Below are 22,713 nucleotides of genomic sequence, written 5' to 3'. Positions count from 1 at the left end.
GCTTCTCACCTGTTTGCAGGCATTCAGGCATGCGCAAGCGGCCTTCAATCCCGCTCCATTGAAGGAAACACCCCTGTAACGGTGCTGAAAGAGGTCTTTAATCAGCCGAAGGCACTGTCATGTCGTCAGAACTTGTCAGTCGGACCTGTGAAGTGTTTTTCAAGGCGCACGGCCAAAGCCTCGTCAGGGTTTGACACGTATTGGCGTTCCCTATCGACCCACTCGCCACCCCTAAAAAACGCACTCATCGGCGAATAATGAAACTTGTAACCCGTGTGATCATGCGCCGTTGCGATATACTCGTTGGTACCGCTCTCAAATACGTGCCGACCAGCGTCCAGAATAGCCAGCATAGCTGCGCGAAAGGCATAATGGACGCCTGCAAATTTATAGCCGTACTCCCGCAGGCTAGCGATGTCTTCGGCCTTTTCCTTTTCCATATTGGGATACCAGAAGGGTGCTTTGACGTGTTCGGCAACCTTCTTGGCTGCTGCAATCTTGCTGCCATACTTCTGCGAGCGATTTAGCTCCAGCGGGCAGATGATGTCCGCGCCCACTTCGAGGTAACGATTGCATCGCTCTACAAATTCGTCAAAGTCGTTATCAACGCTGTGGTCGCAGCGGGCCAGAAGCAAGCAATCCGTACCCGCAAGCCCGTCCTTGGCTGCGCGGAACCGGTAGACGGCCTCTTCAATCGGCAACAATCCCGGCCTGCCATTGGCGGCAAGATCCGTGATCAAGATCGCCTGCGCACCCGCCTTGGCCAGCCTCCGACATCCTTGAAATGTCTGCAACGGGCGCCCAAACCCCTCGTCAGCATCAATGAACAGGGGCATGTCCGTCATATTGGTAATGCGTTCCGCCATACCAGCATATTCGTCAACCGTCAGAAGCTTGAGGTCGGGAATGCCGGTGTAAGCACAGGAGAAGTCACTGCTGGATATCATCACCATTTTAAAGCCGTTTATTTCGGCGGCTTTGGTTGACATGCAGTCAAATATTTCAGGGACATAGTACAAATTTTCATCAGACAAATATTCTGACAATTTTTTGGAGGACACGGACAATCTCCCGGTAAGATTTTACCCGAATGTACTGCTAAACGGTGGGGTAAAATTCATAATTCATTCGGCAGGATGATTGTGGAGACTGATATTGTATAGTCGGAAAAATCATAAATGGGGCATAGGTTTTTTAGAAGAGTGGATGCCTCGAATGACCGAATTTTTGAGTAACACCGAAACGATTTGAAGCCGACCACTAATAGGACCTTTAATCGTAGAGATTTTGGCGTGTCCACCCGCTTGCGGGGCAGCCTGCACCTGCTACGGCACGGCGGCCTTCTTAGAAGACGTATCGGAGGTATTGCCAAGTTGTTTGCATTGGTTGCAAGGCGGCGCAGCCGCTGCTTTTCAAGCAGTCATTTCTGTAGTGTAGTCGGACCACAGGCAGAAGGCATCTGCCCTGACGTGTCGCCAGCAGCGAGCTGAGAGTTTGTATCGGCGGGGACGAAAGATAGTTTTTATCTGATTGTGGGCTGACAGGAAGCGCTGTGCTTGGCGGGGCGACTTGAACCGCTCCATGATCTTCTCTCTCTTCCTGGTCTGACGGTGAGCGTTTTCAATTCTGCTGTTCAGGCCCTTGTGGGCCCGATGATCAGCATCTGGCACCAGGCTTTGTATCGGCTTGATGTCGCTTCGCAGCTTTTACGTCACCATCGGCGTCAATGGCCCGCCAGAGCCAATATTTCTTCCCACTGATCGTGATGATGGCCTCATCCATATGCCACTTATCGTTCGGCTTGGGCCGGTCTCCCCAAATGCAGTCGCTAAAGTGTCGGCCAAAGCGGTTCATCCAGAGACGAACCGTTTCCCTGCTCACGATAAAACCGCGTTCAGCAAGAAGGTCTTCCACATCGACCGTGCTCAGAGCAAACCGATGATAGGCCCAGACCGCGTAGGCGACAACTTCACGCGGAAATGAAACAGCTTCAGACGAGGAAAGTGCTCGGCAACTTCATGTCGTCTCGATCGATGAAATGCCGGGGTCAAACAACTTGGCAATAACTCCGCAAGCAAAAATTTTCGACTGTTGGCCAATCAGCAATTAAGAAATTGGCCGCACTCGCGGCATAATTGCGTCCAGCGATAGCCGTTTCTGTAACTCTTTTAAAAATTTGCGATAGAGCCATTCAAAGTCTTCGGAGAATGAAATGGGGAGCAGTTTTTGTGATCGACTGAGGGAATAGATAAGGGTCAAATTGTGAAGAGCCAATTTCTTTATTAAATTAGAGTATAAATTTTATTTTCTCGTTATGACTGTAAAATCCGTCATCCCTAAGTCTATTGTGCCGTCAGGAAAAGTCGTCAAAGTCGATAGGCACCGAGAAGCCGACCTTAACCCGATCCATAACGACCATCGTTTTGAAGCCCTTGATATCAGGGTTTTCATAAAAGAATTTCCGCGTAAAGCCTTCGTAATCTTCCATGCTTTGTGCCGTAACAATGAGCACGAAGTCAGAGTCGCCGGTGACGTAGTAGCCGTTCATCACTTCGGGTGTCTGGCGAATGGATTGCTTGAACCGGTCAACAATATCGGCCCTTTCGCGCTCTAGAGACACCAGCACCAGCATGGCGATTGGCCGACCAACATCTTTGGGCCGGATAATCGAGACATCGGCCTCGATCACCCCATTTTCGCGCAGGCGTTTGAGCCGTCGCTGCACTGCGGTTGCAGACAGGCCAACCAACGCCCCCAGTTCTTCGGTGCTGTGGCGATTGTGCGTTTGCAAAATATTCAGGAGGCGGGCGTCGAGGCGATCAAGCTGCATTGAGATTCCCGCATGATTTCTTCGTCATTATTGAAAATAATGCAGGATTTCTTCGCAATAGCAACAAATCATATCGAAAATCTGCGCTGCGATGCACATAGACTTTGTTGCAAGGCTATCAAACAGAACAGACAATCCTGGATACGGCGAAGATGCGTCTCTTTCCCGGGAGTTGATCAAACTGAAATACCTGCGTTACGGCGGTCTGGCCGCCTGAGGAAATAATGATGACGAACATTGCTGAAATCACCGACATGGACCGCCGTACGGTTCTCCATCCCTTCACCTATCTCAAGGATTACGCCTCCGGTGCCACTGAGCCGACCATCATGGAGACGGGCAAAGGGGTTCGCATCAAGGATGCAACGGGCAGGGAATATATTGACGGGTTCGCCGGTCTCTACTGCGTCAACATCGGCTACGGACGCACTGAAGTGGCCGAAGCCATCGCGCGACAGGCTTACAAGCTTGCCTACTACCATTCCTACGCAGCCCATACGACAGAAGAGCTCGCGCGCCTGTCTGATCGGCTGATCAGAATGGCACCAGGCAATATGTCCAAGGTGTTTTATGGTCTTTCAGGCTCTGACGCCAATGAAACGCAGGCAAAGATCGTCTGGTATTACAATAATTTGCGGGGGCTTCCTCGCAAGAAAAAGATCATTGCCCGCGAGCGTGGCTACCATGGCTGCTCGGTTGTCTCTGGTTCCATGACCGGGCTGAGTTTTTACCATGACCATATGGACCTACCGATATCCGGTATCCTGCGCACCGGCGTTCCGCATTTCTATCGTGGTGCTTATCCCGGCGAAACAGAATTGGCCTTTTCTGAACGCCGCGCACACGAACTTGAAGCGCTCATCATCGCTGAAGGACCGGACACAGTCGGCGCATTTATTGCCGAGCCGGTTTTAGGCACAGGTGGCATCACACCGCCTCCGGCAGGTTATTGGCCCAAAATTCAGGCCGTGCTGAAAAAATATGATGTGCTGTTGATCGCTGACGAGGTGATCTGCGGCTTCGGTCGCACAGGCGCGATGTTCGGCTCTGATTTATACGGGATGGAGCCGGATCTTGTCACTGTCGCCAAGGGATTGACCTCCGCTTACGTGCCGTTATCGGCCTCAATCATCTCGCAAAAAATATACGACGTTATGGAAGAGGCGACGCCTCGTGTCGGCTCATTCTCCCATGGTTACACTTATTCCGGCCATCCGATTGGCGCTGCGGCGGCCAATGCCGTGCTGGATATTGTCGAGCGGGAAGATCTGGCCGGTCAGGCCGCACAAAAAGGAGCTTACCTGCTCAATAGGCTGAAGGCTGAGTTCGAGCAAAACCCTATTGTCGGCGAAGTGCGTGGCGTCGGCATGATGGCGGCAATAGAGTTTGTGGCGGATCGCGGATCGAAACTGTCGTTTGATCCGGCTTTGAAGGTCGGAGGTCGGATTTCTCAGGCGGCACGGGACCGTAATCTCATTGCCCGCGCCATGCCGCATGGAGATATTTTGGGCTTTGCGCCACCTTTGGTCATGACAGAGGCGGAGATTGACGAGATGGTGGCTATTACGAAAGCAGCTGTCGATGAAGTGCTCAAGCAGCTCGATTCTGAAGGTGCTGTGATTGGTTGACCTAAGGAACTCATACAGATGACTGACGTCTTGAAAGTTCACGACCTCGTTAAAGCGTTTGGCTCTGTCAACATCCTCAACGGAATCAATTTCCGCATGCGGGAAGGAGAGGTTATTTCGCTCATCGGCTCTTCCGGCTCCGGCAAGAGCACGGCGCTTCGCTGCGTGAACTTTCTTGAAACGCCAACATCGGGCCAGATCGAGGTGATGGGAGAGGCTATTTCGGTCATCACCAATGAGCGTGGCGAACGGGAGATCGTCAACGCCTGTAACATCAGGGAGTTTCGTCGTCGTATCGGCATGGTGTTTCAAAGCTTCAATCTTTGGCCGCATCGCACGGTTTTGGGCAATGTTACGGAAGCCTTGATCTATGTGCTGAAAAAACAAAAGCACGAAGCACAAGAGATGGCGCTTTCTGCGCTTTCCAAAGTCGGAATGGTGGATTTCAGGGATCGCTATCCCCACCAACTCTCCGGTGGCCAGCAGCAGCGTGTGGCGATTGCGCGGGTGCTGGCAATGGCTCCCAAGCTGATGTTGTTTGATGAACCAACATCGGCATTGGACCCCGAATTGGTCGGGGAAGTGCTGAAAGTCATCAGAACTCTGGCGGATGAAGGCGCAACCATCCTTCTCGTCACCCATGAAATGCGGTTCGCGCGTGATGTCTCGAACCGAATGATCTTCCTGCACAAAGGCATCGTTGAGCAGGATGACACGCCGGAAGAGCTGTTTCGCAACCCCGCATCCGGGGCGGTGGAGCGGTTTCTATCCAGCGTCATGCCGGCCGCCGCTTAAGCGGGGTCGTTCCCACAACAATAAAAGGGGTAACAGATATGTCCATCACCAAGATCATCCAATCCACTCTGGCATCCACCTTGCTTCTGATTGCCGCCACCAGTGCAGCCTATGCCGAAGAAGGCGTGTTGCGCATTGGCACCGAAGGGGACGCACCTCTGTTCAGCATGGCTGATGCAAACGGCAACGTCACCGGCTTTGATGCCGACATTGCCAATGGCATTTGTGCCGAACTGAAGGTCAAGTGCAAATTCGTTGTTCAGGCGTTCAGTTCTCTCATTCCATCAATGGACAGTGACCGCTTTGACGTGATCATTTCCGGTCTCGGCATTACGGAAGAACGCGCAAAGAAAATCGACTATTCCATTCCCTATGCAACCACACCGCTTTACTTTGTCGTTCCCAAAAGCTCACCTCTTGCCGGGTTGAAGAGCCTTACCGAGATTGAAAAGTCATTGACCGGCAAGAGTGTTGGCGTTGTAACCGGCACAACTTACGCAAAATTCATCGAAAAGCGGATTCCCGGCGCTGATCTAAAGACCTATGATGCGACCACCCAGCAAACTGCCGATCTGGCCAGTGGCCGCCTTGATGCCGCCTTCGGCGACTCCCCAACCTGGATGGACTTTCTAGCCAGCGCCGACGGTGCCAATTTTACCAAGATCGATGTCAAGATCATGTCCATGGACGATCCTGATGTTCTCGGTCACGGCATGGGCGTTGGCATGCGCAAGGGCAATAGCGCGTTGAAAGCCAAGGTTGACGCTGCCCTGTGCAAGATGGTGACAGACGGCAAGGTCAAGGACGCCTCGATGAATTGGTTCAAGGACGATTATACCATCCCCTGCAAGAAGTGATCTCTCTTTTGACACGGCACATTCTGCGCAAAATCAGGATGTGCCGTCGGGGTGGTATGCATGTTGAATGATATTTGGGAGTTGCTGATTGGCAAAGGGTGGGCGCTCGCCCTGTTGCGGGGTGGTGCTGTGACCATTGCCATCGGCTTGCTCGGTATGCTGCTGGGGCTTGTTATTGCCACACCATTAGCGCTGTTGCGCTGGCGGCGGGTGGTTGTGATCTCGCAGCTGATTGATGCCTACAGCGTCATTGTCCGGGGTGTGCCGGGACTTCTGGTGATCTATCTGTTGTTTTTCGGCTCTGTTGACTGGGTGCGAGCGATCACATCCATGTTTGGCTATCAAAACGCTGCCGAAAACGCCTATCCAATGATCATTGGCGTGATTGCGATTGCGGCAATCTCGTGCGCCTATTCCATTGAGGTCATCAGGGGCGCACTTCAATCGGTTCCTGTCGGTCTTATCGAGGCTGCGCACTCGCTGGCCTTGCCGGGCAAGGTGACGTTCTTTCGGGTGATTTTTCCGCTCGCGCTCAGGCTTGCGCTGGGTGGTCTCAACAATGTCTGGCAAATGACAATCAAGGATACCTCGCTGATCTCCGTGATCGGATTGCAGGAATTGATGCGCACAGCCGCCATCGCCGCAGGTATCACACGCTCACCGTTGCTGTTTTACGGTGTCGCCGCCCTGTTGTTTTTCACCCTGACGGGTGTGAGCCAGGCGATGTTTGCTCGCGCCGAGCGCTATCTCAATCGCGGGTTCAACGGGTGCTGACATGGACATCAATATCATCACCTATGCTGTACCCTTTCTTCTCACCGGTGCCAAAACGACCCTGCTGATTGCCGTGTTCGGCATTGGGTTTGGTCTGCCGTTTGGGGTCTTGCTTGCCTTGGGTCGCGGCTCGCACAATCATGTCCTTCGCCGCACCTGTGACTTCTACTGCGCCATCTTTCGTGGCACGCCCATGCTGGTGCAGATTTTTGTGATTTACTACGGACTGGCGCAGATCAGTTTCGTGCGCCAGAACCCCATCCTCTGGTGGATGATTGGCAATGGGTTACATGCGGCCATTCTCGCCGTCATCCTCAACACCTGCGCCTACACCGCCGAAATCTTCCGCTCAGCTCTCCTGTCCCTGCCCCGTGGCCTGATTGAAGCTGCCGAAGCCTGTGGCATGTCTGGCTGGCATATCTTCATCCGCGTCAAATTTCCGCTCGCCTTGCGTCAGGCTCTGCCTGCTTACAGCAGCGAAGTGGCGATTATTGTGAAGGAATCCAGCCTTGCCTCCACCATCACCGTGCTGGAAATCACTGGTTACGCCAAGCGATTGATGAGTGAGACCTTTGCCATCATGGACATCTTCATCATCACCGCTGCTTTCTATCTCGCCATCAATGTCATTGCCTTGATGGCGCTGAAATTCATCGAGCGGCGACTGTCGTTCAGCCGATAACCATCCTATTGAAAGACCATCCTATGTCCAAGCTGACCTTTATTGACCAGAACAACCTGCCAGAACCACGCAAGGGCCAACCGTTGCCAGACAGACTGGTGGAAGGCGATCCACAGTTTCTGACCTGGGATATTGCCCAGACGACAGACGGTCTGGTGTCCTGCGGCGTATGGGAGGTCACGCCTGGTGCCTATCGCTCGATCAAAGGTGAAACCTTTGAATTCTGTGTCATTCTGTCCGGCGTCTCCGAGCTGATTGAAGATGGATGTGAACCGCGTCGAATTTCTGCGGGCGACTCATTCGTCATGCATCCGGGCTTTACCGGGGTTTGGAAGGTCATCGAAACCACGCGGAAACTCTGGGTCTCTCGCGATTGAGATTGTCTCACGCATTCCTTCCGATCATATGAAACGGGACATCCTCATGACAAACGCGGCTCAACCATCCGTAAAATCCACCCCCTACTGGTGGGATGGCTGCACGTTTCCAACCTTGTCGACCAAGCCGGTGAGCGCCACCTGTGACGTCGCTATTGTTGGCGGTGGCTACACCGGTCTCTCAGCCGCCATCGAGCTTGCGCGGGCCGGCCTGCATGTTCAGCTGTTTGATCGGACATCGCTTGGGCAAGCCGCATCCAGCCGCAACGGCTGGGTGGTGAATCCGAAGAGAAACTATCGTCTTTACAAGGAGATGGACCTGCAACTGCGCAACAAGGTGCCAAAACGGCGCGTCAAAGCAAAGCTGCGATCGGACCGCACCGCAGCCACCCGTTCGAACGACGTCTGGGCCATGGATTTCGTGCATGACCAACTGGCCACAGGTCGCAAGATCAGGGTTCTCACGGTTGTCGATACCTTCTCGCGCTTCTCTCCGGCGGTAGATGCCCGCTTCAGCTATAAAGGGGAAGACGTCGTGCAGACCCTCGAACGCGTATGCCGGCAGGTCGGTTACCCGGCCACCATTCGGGTGGACAACGGCAGCGAATTCATCTCTCGTGACCTCGATCTCTGGGCCTATCATAGAGGCGTCGTGCTTGACTTCTCGCGGCCGGGCAAGCCGACGGACAACAGCTACATCGAGAGTTTTAATGGCAAGTTCCGGGCAGAGTGCCTGAACGCCCACTGGTTTATGAGCCTTGACGACGCAAGGGCAAAGATGGAGGATTGGCGTAGAGACTATAACGAGTTCCGGCCACACAGCGCGATCGGCAACAAGGTGCCGATTTCGCTTATGAACGGCTCATCGGCACCCACGCCAACCTGAGCCTTAACCCCGGAAAATTCCAGCTCCCGCTGGCCCAAAACCGGGGTGCACTTCAGAGGCGAGTGCCAACAGGCGTCGTACCTGGGCTGCATCCTTCGTCTGCCGCGCCAGCCGCCGGAGACGTTCACCATCAAAATCTTCACGTAACGAAATCCCCGATGGCATCGTAAACCTCCCGTTTGCGACAGAGATTCAGATTCACCGCGTTTTGGGAAGGCCAAAGAGTCGAAATCAGTGAGGCTGCATCTAAGCCGACGTCAGCCAGAAATTCCACTTATCCTAGCTGTGCAGATTTTCAGAGCCAGCTCTCATCAGTTACGTCGGTTGTTACCAAAAGCGATCTTCTGCGCCGTTCCGTTTGGCCATCTTGTCCACCGCGTTGCACGAAACCGACTCACATGGATGGATCAACGGATGCAAAATATTGTTCAGGTTGCCGGCATTATTGATAGCGAAGAGGCGAAGCTCTGCTTTGAAAACGGCGCGGACTGGATCGGATTTCCTCTGCGCCTGCCGTCGGGAAAAGCATGTCGTCTTTGCCAATATTCTCGCCTCCCCTGAAGGGATCAAGCGTGTCAGCGCGCGCTATCCCCATGTGACCATCGTGAGTTCATCGATCGAGCAGCAACCAAACCAGGAGGCGTTCATGATTCCGGGGATTGGAGATTTCGGGGATCGTTATTTCGGCACAATCAGTTCTGGAGGGCAAAATGGACAACAAGTCGAGGCAGCGGTTTGATCTGTTAATCACGGCGTTGGTTCCGCTCGTTTGGGGCAGCACCTATCTCGTGACAACCCAATTCCTGCCGCCCGGTATTCCGCTGACCGCGGCCGCTTTACGCGCTTTGCCCGCAGGGCTTATTCTGGTGTTGCTGCAAAGGAAAATGTTGCAGGGCCACTGGTGGTGGCGCGCGGCCCTTCTGGGGGTGCTGAATATTGGTGCTTTCTTTTACTTCTTGTTTCTGGCGGCTTATCATCTGCCCGGCGGGATTGCGGCGCTGCTGATGTCGATTCAGCCGGTTATCGTTCTCATTTACAGCGCGATTCTATTTCGCAACCCGGTGCGCGCAACGCAGATTCTGGCGTGCCTTTGCGCGGCGCTTGGGGTGGCGCTTGTCGCGCTGCGCTCCGATGTCATGCTCAATACCCAAGGGGTGACTGCGGGTCTGGCCGGGGCATTCTCGATGGCGACGGGGATGGTACTGGCCAAGAAATTCGGTCGTCCCGACAATATGTCGCTGCTGGCGCTGACCGGCTGGCAGCTGACCTTTGGCGGCTTGGCTCTGGTGCCCTTCGCGTTGATGACTGAGTCCTTTCCCGAAACGCTCACGCTGCGGAATATCGGCGGACTGAGCTATCTCAGCCTGCTGGGGGCGCTCGTGACCTATGCGCTTTGGTTTAGGGGAATCGCACGTCTGCCTGCCTTGACCGTGTCGTTTCTTTCTCTTCTCAGCCCGCTGACAGCGGCCATTTTGGGGGCGATCTTTCTGGGCCAGACACTGACTTGGATTCAGTTTGGCGGCGGTATGCTGGTCCTGGTTTCGGTCTATCTGTCGCAGCCACAGGTGAGTTTCTTCGGCTTGGGCTCGGCGTTTCGGAAGCAATTATCAAGCAAACCGGCCCAAGGAGGATAATGCAGGTTACTACACCCATGTTGTGTACGTCTTTCACTCGTGAATCTCCCATCAAGAAAAGCAATTTTGATCATGACAATGTAATAATAACTCCCCTTATTTATGTGCCGTGCGACCCGCATCGGACGGCAGCTTTGTGATTGAAACGGTACATGACGATGGACCGCATTCCAGTCTTGCTGCGATGCTGCATAAGGTCTCTTTGGCGCGGCCGCAGGATTTAGCGGTGCTCGGAGAGGCTGGGACTGGCTTCGACCTGACCTTCGCCGAGCTGGCGCGCGGCGCCGCGAAGGCTCTGTTGCAAAGATTCCGTTTGTGCTGGAAATAGGGGAGATAGTTTTCAGCGAGACTTTTGATGAGCGATTTCAAGTGGCGTCATTTTCAGGGCGAGGTGATCTTGTGGGCAGTTCGCTGGTATTGCCGCTATGGGGTGAGCTACCGCGACCTTGAGCAAATGATGGGCGAACGGGGCGTCGCCGTTGATCATTCCACGATTTATCGCTGGGTCCAGAAATATGCACCGGAAATCGAGAAGCGGCTGCGTTGGCACTGGCGGCGGCCCCAATCAACGAGCTCGCGGGTCGATGAAACCTATGTGAAGGTTCGTGGCAAATGGACATACTTGTACCGCGCCGTTGACAAGTTCGGGAACACGATCGACTTCTATCTGTCACCGACGCGCAATGCCAAAGCGGCCAAGCGCTTTCTCGGCAAGGCTCTGAATGGTCTGAAAGACTGGGAAAAGCCAAGAGTTATCAACACTGACAAAGCCCCAACCTATGGAATTGCCATCGCGCAATTGAAAGCTGAAGGCAAATGTCCCGATGAGCTTGTGCATCGACAGGTCAAATACCTGAACAATGTCGTTGAAGCCGATCACGGCAAGTTGAAACAACTGATAAAGCCAGTGAGAGGGTTCAAGACGCTGAAAACGGCCTATGCGACGATTAAAGGTTTCGAGGTCATGCGGGCGTTACGCAAGGGTCAAGCGGCTATTTTCAACCTTACAAAAGACATCCGCGGAGAGGCCCGCATCGTTGAACGGGCTTTCGGACTTGGACCAAGCGCTCTGACTGAAGCCGCAGCTCTGCTCGCCCAGAATCTCCAAGCTCACACCGCTTAACAGCAGAGAACACTGGAAGTCCCTCGCCGGTTGAAATCTTTGCAACAGAGCCTTTTCACCTTAAATCGATTCCGATTTAAGGAATTATGCATAAAGGCGGTGGGAAAAGCCAAAAAGCGCCTTTATCTGAACGGCGGCGCAGCGCCGCTTTATTTGGCAGATGGTCGCGGTCATACGGTTTTATCAGCGCCCGGATTTCTGCCCGAGGCTAGGTTTTTCGCCCGATAGCCGAAGCCTGCGACCGGCAGGACCATCTTTTGAGCGAGAGCGACGGTATGGACTGGATTTGCTTGCGTCCGGCGGCGCTTCTGACCGAGGAGCGACGCACCGGACGCTATGCGCTTGGCCGCGATACGCTGAGGACCCAGGAGGACGGGGTTTCACTCATCTCTTGTGCCGATTTCGCTGTCGCCATGCTGGACCTTAGAGCTTCGTGCGAAAGCGGGGCAGCGCCTTACGGTCGGATGGTAGGACCAATGCAGAAGCTGAAGCGTCTTCAAGCTTCGATTCCGATGATATGTCCCCCTTCAACGCGTTCACCGCGAACGGTGATCATAGCGGCCCCGCATGATGTCGTCGCAGACTGTCGCTTTTCACGCGACTGGCTTTCCTCAGAAGAGCTTCATCGTCTGGGCCATTTCCGCTCCGCGCTTGATCAGAGGCGGTTCGAAGCCGCGCATCTGCTGAAACGTTCCGTTCTTGCGCGACAGCGATGTGCATTTCAGTCTCAGCCACTGCAGCGCTTGGGTCAGGCTAGCCCTGGACCGGATGGCTCCTGTGGGGCTCGATATCGAACAGATGCCCGCCCGGGCTGGGTGGGGCGACGTTCTTCCGAATCTTGCGCCGCTTCCCGCCGGACTGTCGGCGCTGCAATACTGGACCGCCATCGAAGCCACGCTAAGGCCCAGAGAACGGCCTTTGCCTTGGATCCACGGCTATTGCAGATGTGCGCCAGTGAGGACGGCTTCCAGGCCAGGTCGCCAGAATTCGCTGTGTCGGGAAGCTGGTGTCCTGCCGACGACCATCACCTTATCGCAGTGGCCGGTGGTGGGATCCAGCGCCTTTGGCATATTTCCCGCACCTCCAAAGATCTTGGAATACGGCTCTGTAGCTCGGTGTTTTGGCCTCTCACCAACATCTGTGAAATCGGTTAGTTTACAAGCGTCTGTCAGCAAATCACTGTTTACATCTGCCGGAGCAGACTTTCATCGACTCAGAAATATGGTATTACACAACAAATTTTCTGTTGTATTTAAAAATAAAGATTTTCAAGGAATGCGTTAATGGATCGATTCACCGCGTTGAAAGTATTTTGCGCAGTTATCGAAGCTCGAAGCTTTACTAAAGCTGGAAATAATATTGGACTCTCTCGTCCCGCGATCAGCAAGAATATTCGCGAGCTTGAGGCCCATGTTGGGGTGACCTTGGTCAATCGCACCACGCGCGGTGTCATGCCCAGCGAGGCAGGATCGCGATATTACCAGATTGTGAGCGAGCTTTTATGGCGTCACGAACAAGCCGATGAAGTTGCCAGCCAGAGCGGGGCAGAGCTTCGCGGGACCTTGCGCGTGACCATGCCTGTGACATTGGGACTGCATCTGATCCTTCCGGTCCTTCCGCAGTTCAATGAGGAAAACCCCGAATGTTCGCTGGATCTTTGCCTCAGCGAAGAGAAGCAGCAACTTGTTGAGGGAAATTTCGACGTGGCTGTGCGGGCCAGTCAACGCCTGGAGGATTCGACGCTGATGTCGCGCTGCATCGGCTCGGTGACCTATGCCATATGCGCAGCGCCCAGTTATGTGCAGAAGTCGCAAAGCCTCAAAAGCCCGAAGGATCTAGAGGATCATCAGCTCGTGGTACACGGTGCCAATATCGGCGACCAGAAATGGCGCTTTTCCGCTCAGGGGGAAAGTTGCTATGTTAGCGTCCGTGCTCAGCATAAATCGAATTGTAGCGAGGCGATCAAATCGCTGACCGTGGCAGGCATGGGCATTGCTCGTATCCCGCGCCCCTATGTGTCCCGAGAGCTTGCGGAAGGACGCTTGGTGGAACTGCTCTCCGACTGGACCATGGAACCGCTGACGATATATGCCATGTACCCGCAGAGCAATTTCCTGCCACGGCGCACACGTCTTTTCATCGACTTCATGTCACGTGCCTTGAAAGTGTACTAGGTGTAAGTTCTCAGGATATAGCAGTTGATTATCGGCAGAGTCTGACCCAGTTTGTAACTTCGCCACGATCCACGCTCTACTAGGCAGTGTCGCCATAAACGGGGTTCATCTTGTTTACGGTATGTGATTCAATCTCCTTGAAAGGAGATTGCCATGCGCCGTCATGAATTGAGCGACGAAGAATGGGCGGTCATTGGGCCGGGCTTGTCGCAAATTTTTTCGGTTAACGGTATGTTGACCATCGGAAGAGAAATTCCGCTCCAATTGTTGCGGAGCGTACCGATGGTCTGAATGCCATTACCGAGAAGCTGAAACGCCAATCGAAAGACGATTTCAAGGGACGCCATTTTGAGGCGTGGCTGATCGTGCAGGCGGTTGCCTTGGTATTTACGTTATCCGCTTAGCTATCGCGATTTGGAGGAAATGTTCCGGGAACGCGGTTTCGAGATTGACCATAGCACAATCAACCGCTGGGTTCTGGCCTACGCACCGATGATCGAGAAGCGGTTACATCAGTTTCGTCGGCCACATTGCAGCTCGTTTCGCGTCGATGAGACCTACGTCAAGATCCGCGGCAAGTGGCGATACGTGATCGCGCAATCGACAAGCACGGCAATCCCGTCGACTTCCTGCTGACGGCAAAGCGCGATCTTGATGCCGCCAAGCGGTTCTTCTGCAACATGCTGAAGAACGAGCCCTTGTTGTCGCCGAATAAGATCGGCACGGATGGCCGCCAATACGTTTCCGTCGGCGATCAAAACATCGGTCGATAGCGGGCTGTTGCATCCAGACCCTGTGCACTATGCCACCAAGCATCTCCAACAAGGCATCGAAAGCGACCACTTACGGCTGAAGAAGAACATGCCGAAGATCGGCGGGGTCCAGTCATTCAACACTGCGCGGCGAACCATCGCGGGTTTCGAGGCAATGCTGTGGTTGAGGAAAGGCTTCGGCTATTCCGGCGGCTGGACCGTCAACGACCAGAACGATCTGCTTGCGCGCCTCTTCGGACTGCAAAAGGTTAACAAAGTATAAATACACACCGTTTAGGGGATAATCGAGACCCACGAAAATCTTTGCGACAAGCCCCGGGCCGTTCCACATATGAGTCAGACCCAGTCTTCGGTGCTGTTTCATAAGCCAGGAGAAGCTGGCACTTTCAGCGTCATCAAAAGATGACCTTCTTGTGTAAGGCTGGCAACTGCACTGCCATGATGCAGTTCGAGGGCTTTGCGCGTAATGGCAAGGCCAAGCCCGTGACCCTTCGCGGTTTCACCTATTTCGGATCGGGAAAACGGTAGAAAGATCCTCTCTAGATCGCAAGCGGGAACGCCGGGGCCATTGTCTGTGACGCTGATCGACAGGACATCCCGAAACGCCTGCGCCGTCACGGCAACGGTCGAATCGTCCGTTGTAAATTTGACTGCGTTTCGAACAACATTCTCTATAGCCCGGTAGATGAGTTCTCCGTTCAATGTTGCGATAAAACTGTCGCAGCCGCTATAGGTCACATCGACCCCCCGATCCTGCCCTTCAAAGCAGGCGTCATCGACAATCCGGGTTATCAGATCAATGAGATCAATAGTCTGGCGTTCTGGCGGTGCATGTTCCGGCGAGCTTATGCGTGCCAGCGTCAGGATCTCGTCGACAAGGGCGTCGAGCCGCATGACTTCCCGCCCCATACGCGAGGCGATCATATCGATGCGGCCCGGATTCTTGTCCAGCATGCCCAAAACGGCCTGTAATCTCGAGAGTGGCGAGCGGAGTTCATGGGAGACATCATGAAAGAGCCGTTGTTGCGCTTCCTGCAATTCCTGCAAGCGTGCGGCTGTCACATCGAAATCCATTGCCAGCGCCGTGATTTCATCCTGGCCTTTGCCGAAATTGCCACCGATTCTGGTGTGAAAATCGCCTTTCGCCAAGGCACTGAGCCCGTTTCTGAGCTTGGCCACAGGACCGACCAGATAGCGCGTGATCCAAAGGGCCGATAACGTACTGGCAATAACTGTGGCGATCCAGGGCAAAGCATCTGGAAGCGCGTCCTCGATGAAATTATAATGTCTGAGTTGACTGGAAAGACGGAAACAAGCGCCGTCGTGATGGCGGTAAATGGTCAGGGTCTCGTCGTTACCCGTTGCGCATTGAAGATTCGGCACGGACGAAATACTAACAATCACCGGATTTGCGAAAGTGACCCAAGCCTGTGCAAACTTACCGGCCTCGACCAAGCCTTTTTGCTCAAGCACTTCCCCTATGGTCTGCAAGACAAACGAGATGCGTTCTTGCTGCCTCTCGCTTTTCAGCGGAAACAGATGGAAGACCCTATCCAATGAAATGATGCCAACAATGGACACGGTCATCGCCAGCCAGACGAAAATGAAGAATTTTCGGAAAAGCCTTGTCATCAAACATCCCGGATGAGTTGATAACCCTGCCCGCGAACGGACTGGATCCAGGACTGCCCGTCCTCGCGTCGGCCCAGTTTCTGCCGCACGCTGCTGATGTGGACGTCGATACGCCGGTCAAAGGCGACGAGCGGACGGCCAAATGCCTGCTTTGAGATAAACTGCCTTGAAATCAGCTGTCCCGCATTGCGCACCAGGACTTCAAGCAGGATAAATTCCGTTCCTGTCAGTTCAAACGGCAGGCCTCGCCATTCCGCAGTTCTGTTGGCCGGGTTCAGAACCAGATCGCCGGATCGTAATTGCTCAGTCTCGACATCCTTGTCTGGTCCAACGCGCCTGAGGATAGCGCGTAGTCGGGCCACAAGCTCACCGGATGAACAGGGTTTCGCCACATAATCATCGGCACCCAGGTTGAGGCCGGAAATGCGGTCTACGTCATCGCCACGGGCGGTGAGCATGAGGACGGGGACCTCGCTGACACGGCGTATCCGCTGCAGAACATCAATTCCGTTCATTTGCGGCATCATGATATCAAGGACGACCATATCGATCCTGCGGGCAGCGATCTCGGCCAGTCCCTGCTTGCCATTGACCACTGCGAATACCGTGAAACCCTCCCCTGTCAGGTACTCACTCAGAATCGTGGTCAGCTCCGTGTCATCGTCAATCAAGAGGACATTGGTCATCGATCTGGTCTGCCATTGAACTTATAAAGGACAGGATAAACCGGCCGCACGGCTAGCAAGTGTTATTTTACCCAATTTTACACATCCCTGACGGCACTTAACATTCACATCTTTAAAGATTGGTCCGGACGATTGCGAAACCAGGGCCGGATCTGATGACGCCAGCACATGACAATGCACTTCAACCGAACAATAAGCTGCATGGCAAATGGTGGCTCAGTCTGATTGTTGTACCCTTGTCGGCCTGCGTGGCGGTGACCCAGTCAAATGTGGATATTTCCAAATTGGCAAACCGCTGGCATGCGACGTTGCCGCATTCGGGCAGCACCGCACAGCTGGTTGATTGGTGGAACACCTTTAATGATCCTGCCCTCTCAGAGCTTTTGCGCACCGCCGAAGCCAACAGCCCCACCCTTGAATCCGCAGTTGCCGAGATTGAAGAAGCCCGCGCCACCTTGGCCTCATCAAAGGCGGACTATTTCCCATCCCTGACCGGTTCTGGATCCTATGACCGTTCTGGAACGCGGGGATCGAAAGCCAATCGCGTGGCCCCCTCCACCACGGGCACCGGAGAGCTGGATGCATCTTGGGAGCTGGATTTTTTCGGCAAGACACGCAACACCGTCGAGGCCGCCCGCCAGCGCGTCGCCGAGGAAACGGCGGACTGGTATGATGCCCGCGTAACGCTTGCCGCTGAGGTTGCCGATGATTACGTGCAATACAAGGGATGTCGGCAGTTGCAGGGCATTTATGCAGCCGAGCTGGTTTCTCAACAACAGACGGTCAAGGCGACAGAGGTTTCCACCGCATCCGGATTGAAATCGAGTTCCGATCTGGCCCTGATCAAAGCAAGTGCGGCGAGCACGTCTTCGTCCCTGAAGTCACAGGTGGCGGATTGCGAGGTTCTGATCAAATCGATTACCGAACTCGTTGCTGTTGATGAAGACAAAGTGCGCGATATTCTCAATAAAAGCTCGTCGAAAATACCGCGCCCTGCGAAACTGTCCGTTGATGCAATTCCGGCCAATGTTATCCGGCAAAGACCGGATGTGAATGCGCTGGAAAAAGAAGCCGCCGCCTCGCTTGCCGATGTCGCAACCGCCAAAGCCGATCTTTACCCAAGCTTTTCTCTCAGCGGCACGCTGACGGCGAGCCATTCGACATCCAGTGGCACAAGCTTGCCATGGTCGTTTGGGCCAGCGGTTTCAATCCCGATTTTTGACGGGGGATCACTTCGCGCCACCGTCAAATATAAGGAAGCGGCCTATAAGGCGGCCATTGCCAGTTACAAGTCCGGTGTTCTGACCGCCATCAACGCCGTGGAAACGGCGATGGTGAATGTCGATAGCACGGAGCGCCAGATTGGTGATGCTGTGGTCGCGGCAAAGAACTATCGGGCGTATTTCAAAGCCATAGACACCAATTGGAAAGCGGGCGGGGCAAGTGTTCTTGACCGCGAAGATGCGCGCCGCGAGTTGCAGGCCGCCGAGTTAACGCTTGTGGAAAATCAACGCGATGCCGTGCGCGATTGGATCGCTCTTTACAAGGCGATGGGCGGCGGCTGGACCCCGAATGCAACGGGCGGCGAGATGGCAAGTGACGTAGATGCCAAAGGAGTAAAACAGTGAGTTCAGTTTTCCGCCGTGCGGGGTTGGTTGTTGTGTCGGTGGCGTGTCTTGGCGTGCCATCCATGGGCTTTTCCAAGACCGATCAAGCGCAAACCACGCAGTCTGCGGCGCTGACAGTGTCCGTTACCACACCACAAACATTGCAATGGGCAGATACGATTGCGGTCAGCGGCTGGTTGGCGGCGTGGCAGGAAGCAATTGTTGCCGCAGAAACCGGCTCTTTAAAGATCACGGATATTCTGGTTGATATCGGCTCTGTGGTGCAGAAGGGCGATGTGCTGGCGAGATTGTCGGATGCAAGCGCCATCGCCGATGTGCACAAGCAGGAAGCGGCTGTCGCCTCTGCCAAGGCCACGCTTGCCAAAGCGAAAGCCGATAGCGTGCGGGCAAAAAAGGTCACGGGTTCTGGTGCGCTGTCGGATCAGGACACCCTTGGCTATTACATCACCGAACAGACAGACGCAGCCGATCTCGCGTCTGATGAAGCCTCGCTTGAATCAAGCAAGATCACGCTTTCGCAGACAACAATAACAGCACCCGACAGCGGCATTGTTTCATCGCGTTCCGCCGATCTTGGCAATGTGGTTTCAGCCGGAACCGAGCTGTTTCGCCTCGTGCGCCAAGGGCGAGTTGAGTGGCAGGCGGAAGTTCCGTCCTATCAGCTGCCGCGCATCCATCCCGGTGCCAAGGCCACCATTCATGATCAATCGGGCCATGATCCATCGGGCCATGATCCATCGGGCAAGAGTTTTGAAGGCACCGTCCGCCTTGTCAGCCCGATTGTCAGCAATGACACGGGACGCGGCACAATCTATGTGACCCTTCCAAATGATCCCGATATCCGGGTTGGCCTCTACGAATCCGGCACCATTGAGCTTGCCGTCACGCCCGCGCTCACCCTGCCCGAAACCGCTTTGGTGTATAGTGACGGCATCAATTACGTCTTCAGGGTCAATGCCGATAACCGGGTTACGCGCTTGCGTGTGGACATTGGCCGACGCAATAACGGCCGGGTTGAAATCCTTTCAGGGATTGAGGCTCAAGCACAAATTGTGGAAGCAGGGGGCTCCTTCCTGTCCGACAATGATCTCGTGCTTGTGAAGGCTGCCACCAAATGAATATTTCAGCTTTTTCCATCCGCAATCCGGTTCCAGCCATTCTCCTGTTTGCACTCATGACCGTTTGCGGCTTGATTGCCTTCGAGAAACTCAAGATTCAGCAGTTTCCAGACATGGACCTGCCGACAATCAAGATCAGCGCGACACTGGATGGCACCGCGCCATCGCAACTTGAAACCGAAGTTGCGCGCAAGATCGAAGACAAGCTGGCAACCCTCAACAAGCTGGACCATATCACCACAACAATTACCGACGGCTCCGTCTCGATCAGCGTCTCCTTCAGTCTGGAAAAAGACGGGGAACAGGCGCTGAATGAAGTTCGCAATGCGGTGGATAGCGTCACCGATCTACCATCGGCGATGCAGACACCCAGCGTCTCGCGGGTCACAGTGCAATCGTCGGTGCTCCAGACCTATGCTGTGCGATCATCAAAGCTGAATGAAACGGAACTGTCGTGGTTCGTTGACAATGACATGACCAAGGCTCTGCTGAAAGCCCAAGGCGTTGGCGAGGTTGATCGTTTTGGCGGTGTGGACCGCGAAATTCATGTTGATATCAACCCGGACTTGCTGACTTCATTTGGTGTCACGGCGGCAGATGTGTCGTCCCAGCTGAAATTGGTGCAGGAAAATGCCTCCGGCGGCCGTGGAGATTTGAACGGGCTGCATCAGACAGTGCGCACATTGGGTGCCGTCAACTCCGTCAAAGACATTGCAGCACTTTCAATTCCGTTTTCCAATGGCAAAAGTGTGCGTCTCGACCAGATCGCCAAGGTGACGGATAGCTTCTCCGAACGTTCATCGCTTGCGTATATGGGGCAAACGCCGGTGATCGCCGTTGAGGTCAAACGCAGCAACGGCTATTCCGATACGGGTGTGGCCACCGACCTGACACGGGTGATGGCAGCATTTGCAGCCGAGCATCCCGAAGTCGAGATTGTGCAGGCCTACACAACGGTTCAGCCGACAATCGACAATTATGAAGCGTCGATGCACATGCTGTATGAGGGGGCGGCGCTGGCGATTGTTGTGGTGTTTCTCTTCTTGCGCGATTTGCGCGCAACCCTTCTGTCTGCTGTGGCTTTGCCGCTGTCCATCATTCCGACATTCCTTGTGATCTATCTCGCGAATTTCAGCCTCAATACGATTTCGCTGCTTTCGATTTCGCTGGTGGTCGGGATTCTCGTTGACGATGCCATCGTCGAGGTTGAAAATATCGAGCGACATCTGCGCATGGGCAAAAAGCCCTTTGATGCCGCCATGGAGGCCGCCGACGAGATCGGCCTTGCGGTGATTGCGACAACATTCACGCTGGTTGCGGTTTTTCTGCCAACCGCGTTTATGGCCGGGATTCCCGGGTTGATCTTCAAGCAGTTCGGTGTGACTGCCGCCGTCGCAGTGCTGGCATCGCTGATGGTTGCGCGTTTTCTGACGCCGATGATGGCTGCGTATATGATGAAGGCGACGCCGAAAGTGGAAGTGGATGGGGTCATTATGAAGACCTATCTCTCCATTGTGCGCGCATGCCTGCGCCACCGTTTTCTGACCAGTCTTGGCATTATCGTCTTTCTTGTCGTGTCACTTTCAGCCGTGTCTCTGCTGAAGACCGGGTTCTTCCCGGCCTCTGACAACGCGCAGACGCAAGTGACATTGACAATGCCGCCGGGATCAGAGCTTTCCGACACGGAAGCCATGTCGCTGAAAGCCGTAAAACTGATTTCAGGCCTTGAAAACATCAAGCGTGTGTTCACTGTCGTCGGCTCCTCCACAAGTGGCGGCGGTGCCGATAGCAGCACAACCAGCGACGTGACAACCGCCACATTGGTGGTTGACCTTACCCCAATCAATGATCGAAAACTGAAGCAATCGCAGATCGAGCAACAGATGCGCAATGTCCTACAGGAGCTTGCAGGTGTGCGTGTCGAAGTTGGCAACGGCGGCAATGGCACCGAGCTTCAGTTGACGCTGGCAAGCGACGATCCGATTCTTCTCGATCAGACCGCTGCTGTTGTGGGAGAACAATTGCATGGCTTGAAAGGCATTGGCGGCATTACATCCAGCGCGGCCAGACAGGCCCCGGAAATCCAGATCAGCCCGAATTTTGCCCGTGCAGCGGCTTTGGGTATCACCTCGGATACGATTGCGGATGTTGTGCGCGTGGCAACTGATGGCGACTATTCCACATCACGGTCCAAGTTCAATCTTCCGCAGCGGCAGATCGATATCCGTGTCCGGCTTGATCCGAAATATATTCGCAATCTTGATGCCATCTCGCAACTGCAACTCTCCGGGACAAACGGCAAAGTATCACTCGGCGCGATTGCCGGAATCCGAATCGGGGGCAGCCCCTCGGAGATTGATCGGATCGACAGATCACGCAACATTACCTTCACCATTCAGTTGAATGGCCGTGCCTTGGGAGACGTCAACAAGGAGGCGATGGCGCTGCCGGGATTGAGCCACCTTCCGCCGGGGGTGCATGTTGTGCAGCAGGGTGAGCTTGAGCGGATGTCGGAATTGTTCACCAGCTTTGCCTTGGCGATGGGCATCGGTATCTTCTGCATTTATGCGGTGCTGGTCTTGTTGTTCCACGATTTCATGCAGCCAGCGACAATCCTGATGGCACTTCCTCTCTCCCTTGGTGGCGCACTCTTTCCGTTGATTGCCACGGGTACGAGTTTCTCCATGCCCGCCGTCATCGGCCTGTTGATGTTGATGGGCATTGTCAGCAAGAATTCAATTCTGCTGGTGGAATATGCCATCATGGCGCGACGCAATGGCATGGACCGCTACGAGGCGCTGATCGATGCCTGCCACAAACGCGCCCGCCCCATCGTGATGACAACCATCGCCATGGGCGCTGGCATGGCTCCTGTTGCGCTGAGCCTCAGCGGCGGAGATACGAGCTTCCGTCAACCCATGTCCATCGTTGTGATTGGCGGCTTGCTCACCTCCACCGTTCTGAGCCTATTGGTGATCCCCGTCATTTTCACCTTTGTTGATGACCTGCTGGGCCTTGTCAAACGGCCCTTCATGAAGAGCCAAAAGGATGTTGCTGATGGGGAATCCGTGAACGGCTGATGGTTTCGATTCAGTTGATTGGCTGTGTTCTGGCAC

General features: G+C 54.4%; 19 protein-coding genes and 2 pseudogenes. 16 read left to right on the top strand and 5 right to left on the bottom strand.

The window, feature by feature from the left end:
• Positions 1 to 125 precede the first annotated feature (125 nt).
• The 3 genes and pseudogenes from AVI_RS27750 to AVI_RS27740 form a co-directional block, all read right to left on the bottom strand.
• Entirely contained in the window at positions 126 to 1,061 is a 936-nt protein-coding gene (locus AVI_RS27750; protein WP_080517088.1) for an isocitrate lyase/PEP mutase family protein, read from the bottom strand.
• Positions 1,062 to 1,412: 351 nt separating this feature from the next.
• A pseudogene (locus tag AVI_RS27745) lies at positions 1,413 to 2,020 on the bottom strand (IS6 family transposase).
• Positions 2,021 to 2,353: 333 nt separating this feature from the next.
• Positions 2,354 to 2,830, bottom strand: coding sequence for an Lrp/AsnC family transcriptional regulator (locus AVI_RS27740; protein ID WP_015918573.1), 477 nt, complete (start codon positions 2,828 to 2,830; stop codon positions 2,354 to 2,356).
• Positions 2,831 to 3,057: 227 nt separating this feature from the next.
• Between AVI_RS27740 and AVI_RS27735 the strand changes: the two genes are divergently transcribed.
• From AVI_RS27735 to AVI_RS27670, 13 genes and pseudogenes are all read left to right on the top strand, one after another.
• The gene (locus AVI_RS27735) at positions 3,058 to 4,458 is read left to right on the top strand and encodes an aspartate aminotransferase family protein (RefSeq protein ID WP_085946664.1); all 1,401 of its coding nucleotides are present in this window, start codon (positions 3,058 to 3,060) and stop codon (positions 4,456 to 4,458) included.
• 18 nt (positions 4,459 to 4,476) lie between these two features.
• Entirely contained in the window at positions 4,477 to 5,253 is a 777-nt protein-coding gene (locus AVI_RS27730) for an amino acid ABC transporter ATP-binding protein (RefSeq protein ID WP_015918571.1), read from the top strand.
• 38 nt (positions 5,254 to 5,291) lie between these two features.
• Positions 5,292 to 6,110: a transporter substrate-binding domain-containing protein gene (locus AVI_RS27725; protein ID WP_015918570.1), complete on the top strand. Its 819-nt coding sequence runs from the start codon at positions 5,292 to 5,294 to the stop codon at positions 6,108 to 6,110.
• Positions 6,111 to 6,170: 60 nt separating this feature from the next.
• A complete protein-coding gene (locus AVI_RS27720; RefSeq protein WP_015918569.1) occupies positions 6,171 to 6,884 on the top strand; it encodes an ABC transporter permease subunit in 714 nt (237 codons plus the stop codon).
• A gap of 1 nt (position 6,885) precedes the next feature.
• Complete coding sequence (locus AVI_RS27715) at positions 6,886 to 7,566, top strand: ABC transporter permease (RefSeq protein ID WP_015918568.1); 681 nt, start codon at positions 6,886 to 6,888, stop codon at positions 7,564 to 7,566.
• Positions 7,567 to 7,589: 23 nt separating this feature from the next.
• Complete coding sequence (locus AVI_RS27710; protein ID WP_015918567.1) at positions 7,590 to 7,943, top strand: cupin domain-containing protein; 354 nt, start codon at positions 7,590 to 7,592, stop codon at positions 7,941 to 7,943.
• Entirely contained in the window at positions 7,828 to 8,829 is a 1,002-nt protein-coding gene (locus AVI_RS27705) for an IS3 family transposase (RefSeq protein ID WP_335337357.1), read from the top strand. The genes AVI_RS27710 and AVI_RS27705 overlap by 116 nt, the downstream gene beginning before the upstream one ends.
• Positions 8,830 to 9,301: 472 nt before the next feature.
• A complete protein-coding gene (locus tag AVI_RS31655) occupies positions 9,302 to 9,568 on the top strand; it encodes a uracil phosphoribosyltransferase (protein WP_041699834.1) in 267 nt (88 codons plus the stop codon).
• Positions 9,540 to 10,463 (top strand): EamA family transporter, encoded by a 924-nt coding sequence (locus AVI_RS27695; RefSeq protein ID WP_015918565.1) that lies wholly within the window; start codon positions 9,540 to 9,542, stop codon positions 10,461 to 10,463. The genes AVI_RS31655 and AVI_RS27695 overlap by 29 nt, the downstream gene beginning before the upstream one ends.
• A gap of 355 nt (positions 10,464 to 10,818) precedes the next feature.
• Positions 10,819 to 11,586 (top strand): IS6 family transposase, encoded by a 768-nt coding sequence (locus tag AVI_RS27685; protein WP_015918564.1) that lies wholly within the window; start codon positions 10,819 to 10,821, stop codon positions 11,584 to 11,586.
• Between the two features lie 1,283 nt (positions 11,587 to 12,869).
• Complete coding sequence (locus tag AVI_RS27675) at positions 12,870 to 13,760, top strand: LysR family transcriptional regulator (protein WP_015918562.1); 891 nt, start codon at positions 12,870 to 12,872, stop codon at positions 13,758 to 13,760.
• A 153-nt stretch (positions 13,761 to 13,913) separates the two neighbouring features.
• Positions 13,914 to 14,051 (top strand): hypothetical protein, encoded by a 138-nt coding sequence (locus AVI_RS31315; protein WP_156599473.1) that lies wholly within the window; start codon positions 13,914 to 13,916, stop codon positions 14,049 to 14,051.
• A pseudogene (locus AVI_RS27670) lies at positions 14,048 to 14,795 on the top strand (IS6 family transposase). Before AVI_RS31315 ends, AVI_RS27670 begins: the two are co-directional and overlap by 4 nt.
• A gap of 98 nt (positions 14,796 to 14,893) precedes the next feature.
• On the opposite strand, the gene AVI_RS27665 reads toward AVI_RS27670, so the two are convergent.
• Together AVI_RS27665 and AVI_RS27660 are read right to left on the bottom strand one after the other, a co-directional pair.
• Positions 14,894 to 16,165 (bottom strand): HAMP domain-containing sensor histidine kinase, encoded by a 1,272-nt coding sequence (locus tag AVI_RS27665; RefSeq protein ID WP_015918561.1) that lies wholly within the window; start codon positions 16,163 to 16,165, stop codon positions 14,894 to 14,896.
• Positions 16,165 to 16,851: a response regulator transcription factor gene (locus AVI_RS27660; RefSeq protein ID WP_015918560.1), complete on the bottom strand. Its 687-nt coding sequence runs from the start codon at positions 16,849 to 16,851 to the stop codon at positions 16,165 to 16,167. The genes AVI_RS27665 and AVI_RS27660 overlap by 1 nt, the downstream gene beginning before the upstream one ends.
• A gap of 155 nt (positions 16,852 to 17,006) precedes the next feature.
• Between AVI_RS27660 and AVI_RS27655 the strand changes: the two genes are divergently transcribed.
• From AVI_RS27655 to AVI_RS27645, 3 genes are all read left to right on the top strand, one after another.
• Positions 17,007 to 18,479: an efflux transporter outer membrane subunit gene (locus AVI_RS27655; protein ID WP_015918559.1), complete on the top strand. Its 1,473-nt coding sequence runs from the start codon at positions 17,007 to 17,009 to the stop codon at positions 18,477 to 18,479.
• A 62-nt stretch (positions 18,480 to 18,541) separates the two neighbouring features.
• Complete coding sequence (locus tag AVI_RS27650) at positions 18,542 to 19,597, top strand: efflux RND transporter periplasmic adaptor subunit (RefSeq protein ID WP_015918558.1); 1,056 nt, start codon at positions 18,542 to 18,544, stop codon at positions 19,595 to 19,597.
• Positions 19,594 to 22,677, top strand: a complete 3,084-nt coding sequence (locus AVI_RS27645) for an efflux RND transporter permease subunit (protein WP_015918557.1) — start codon at positions 19,594 to 19,596, stop codon at positions 22,675 to 22,677. The genes AVI_RS27650 and AVI_RS27645 overlap by 4 nt, the downstream gene beginning before the upstream one ends.
• Positions 22,678 to 22,713 lie beyond the last annotated feature (36 nt).

Source organism: Allorhizobium ampelinum S4, assembly GCF_000016285.1.
Taxonomy (GTDB): Bacteria; Pseudomonadota; Alphaproteobacteria; order Rhizobiales; family Rhizobiaceae; genus Allorhizobium; species Allorhizobium ampelinum.
This window is presented reverse-complemented; position numbering and strand designations above follow the sequence as displayed.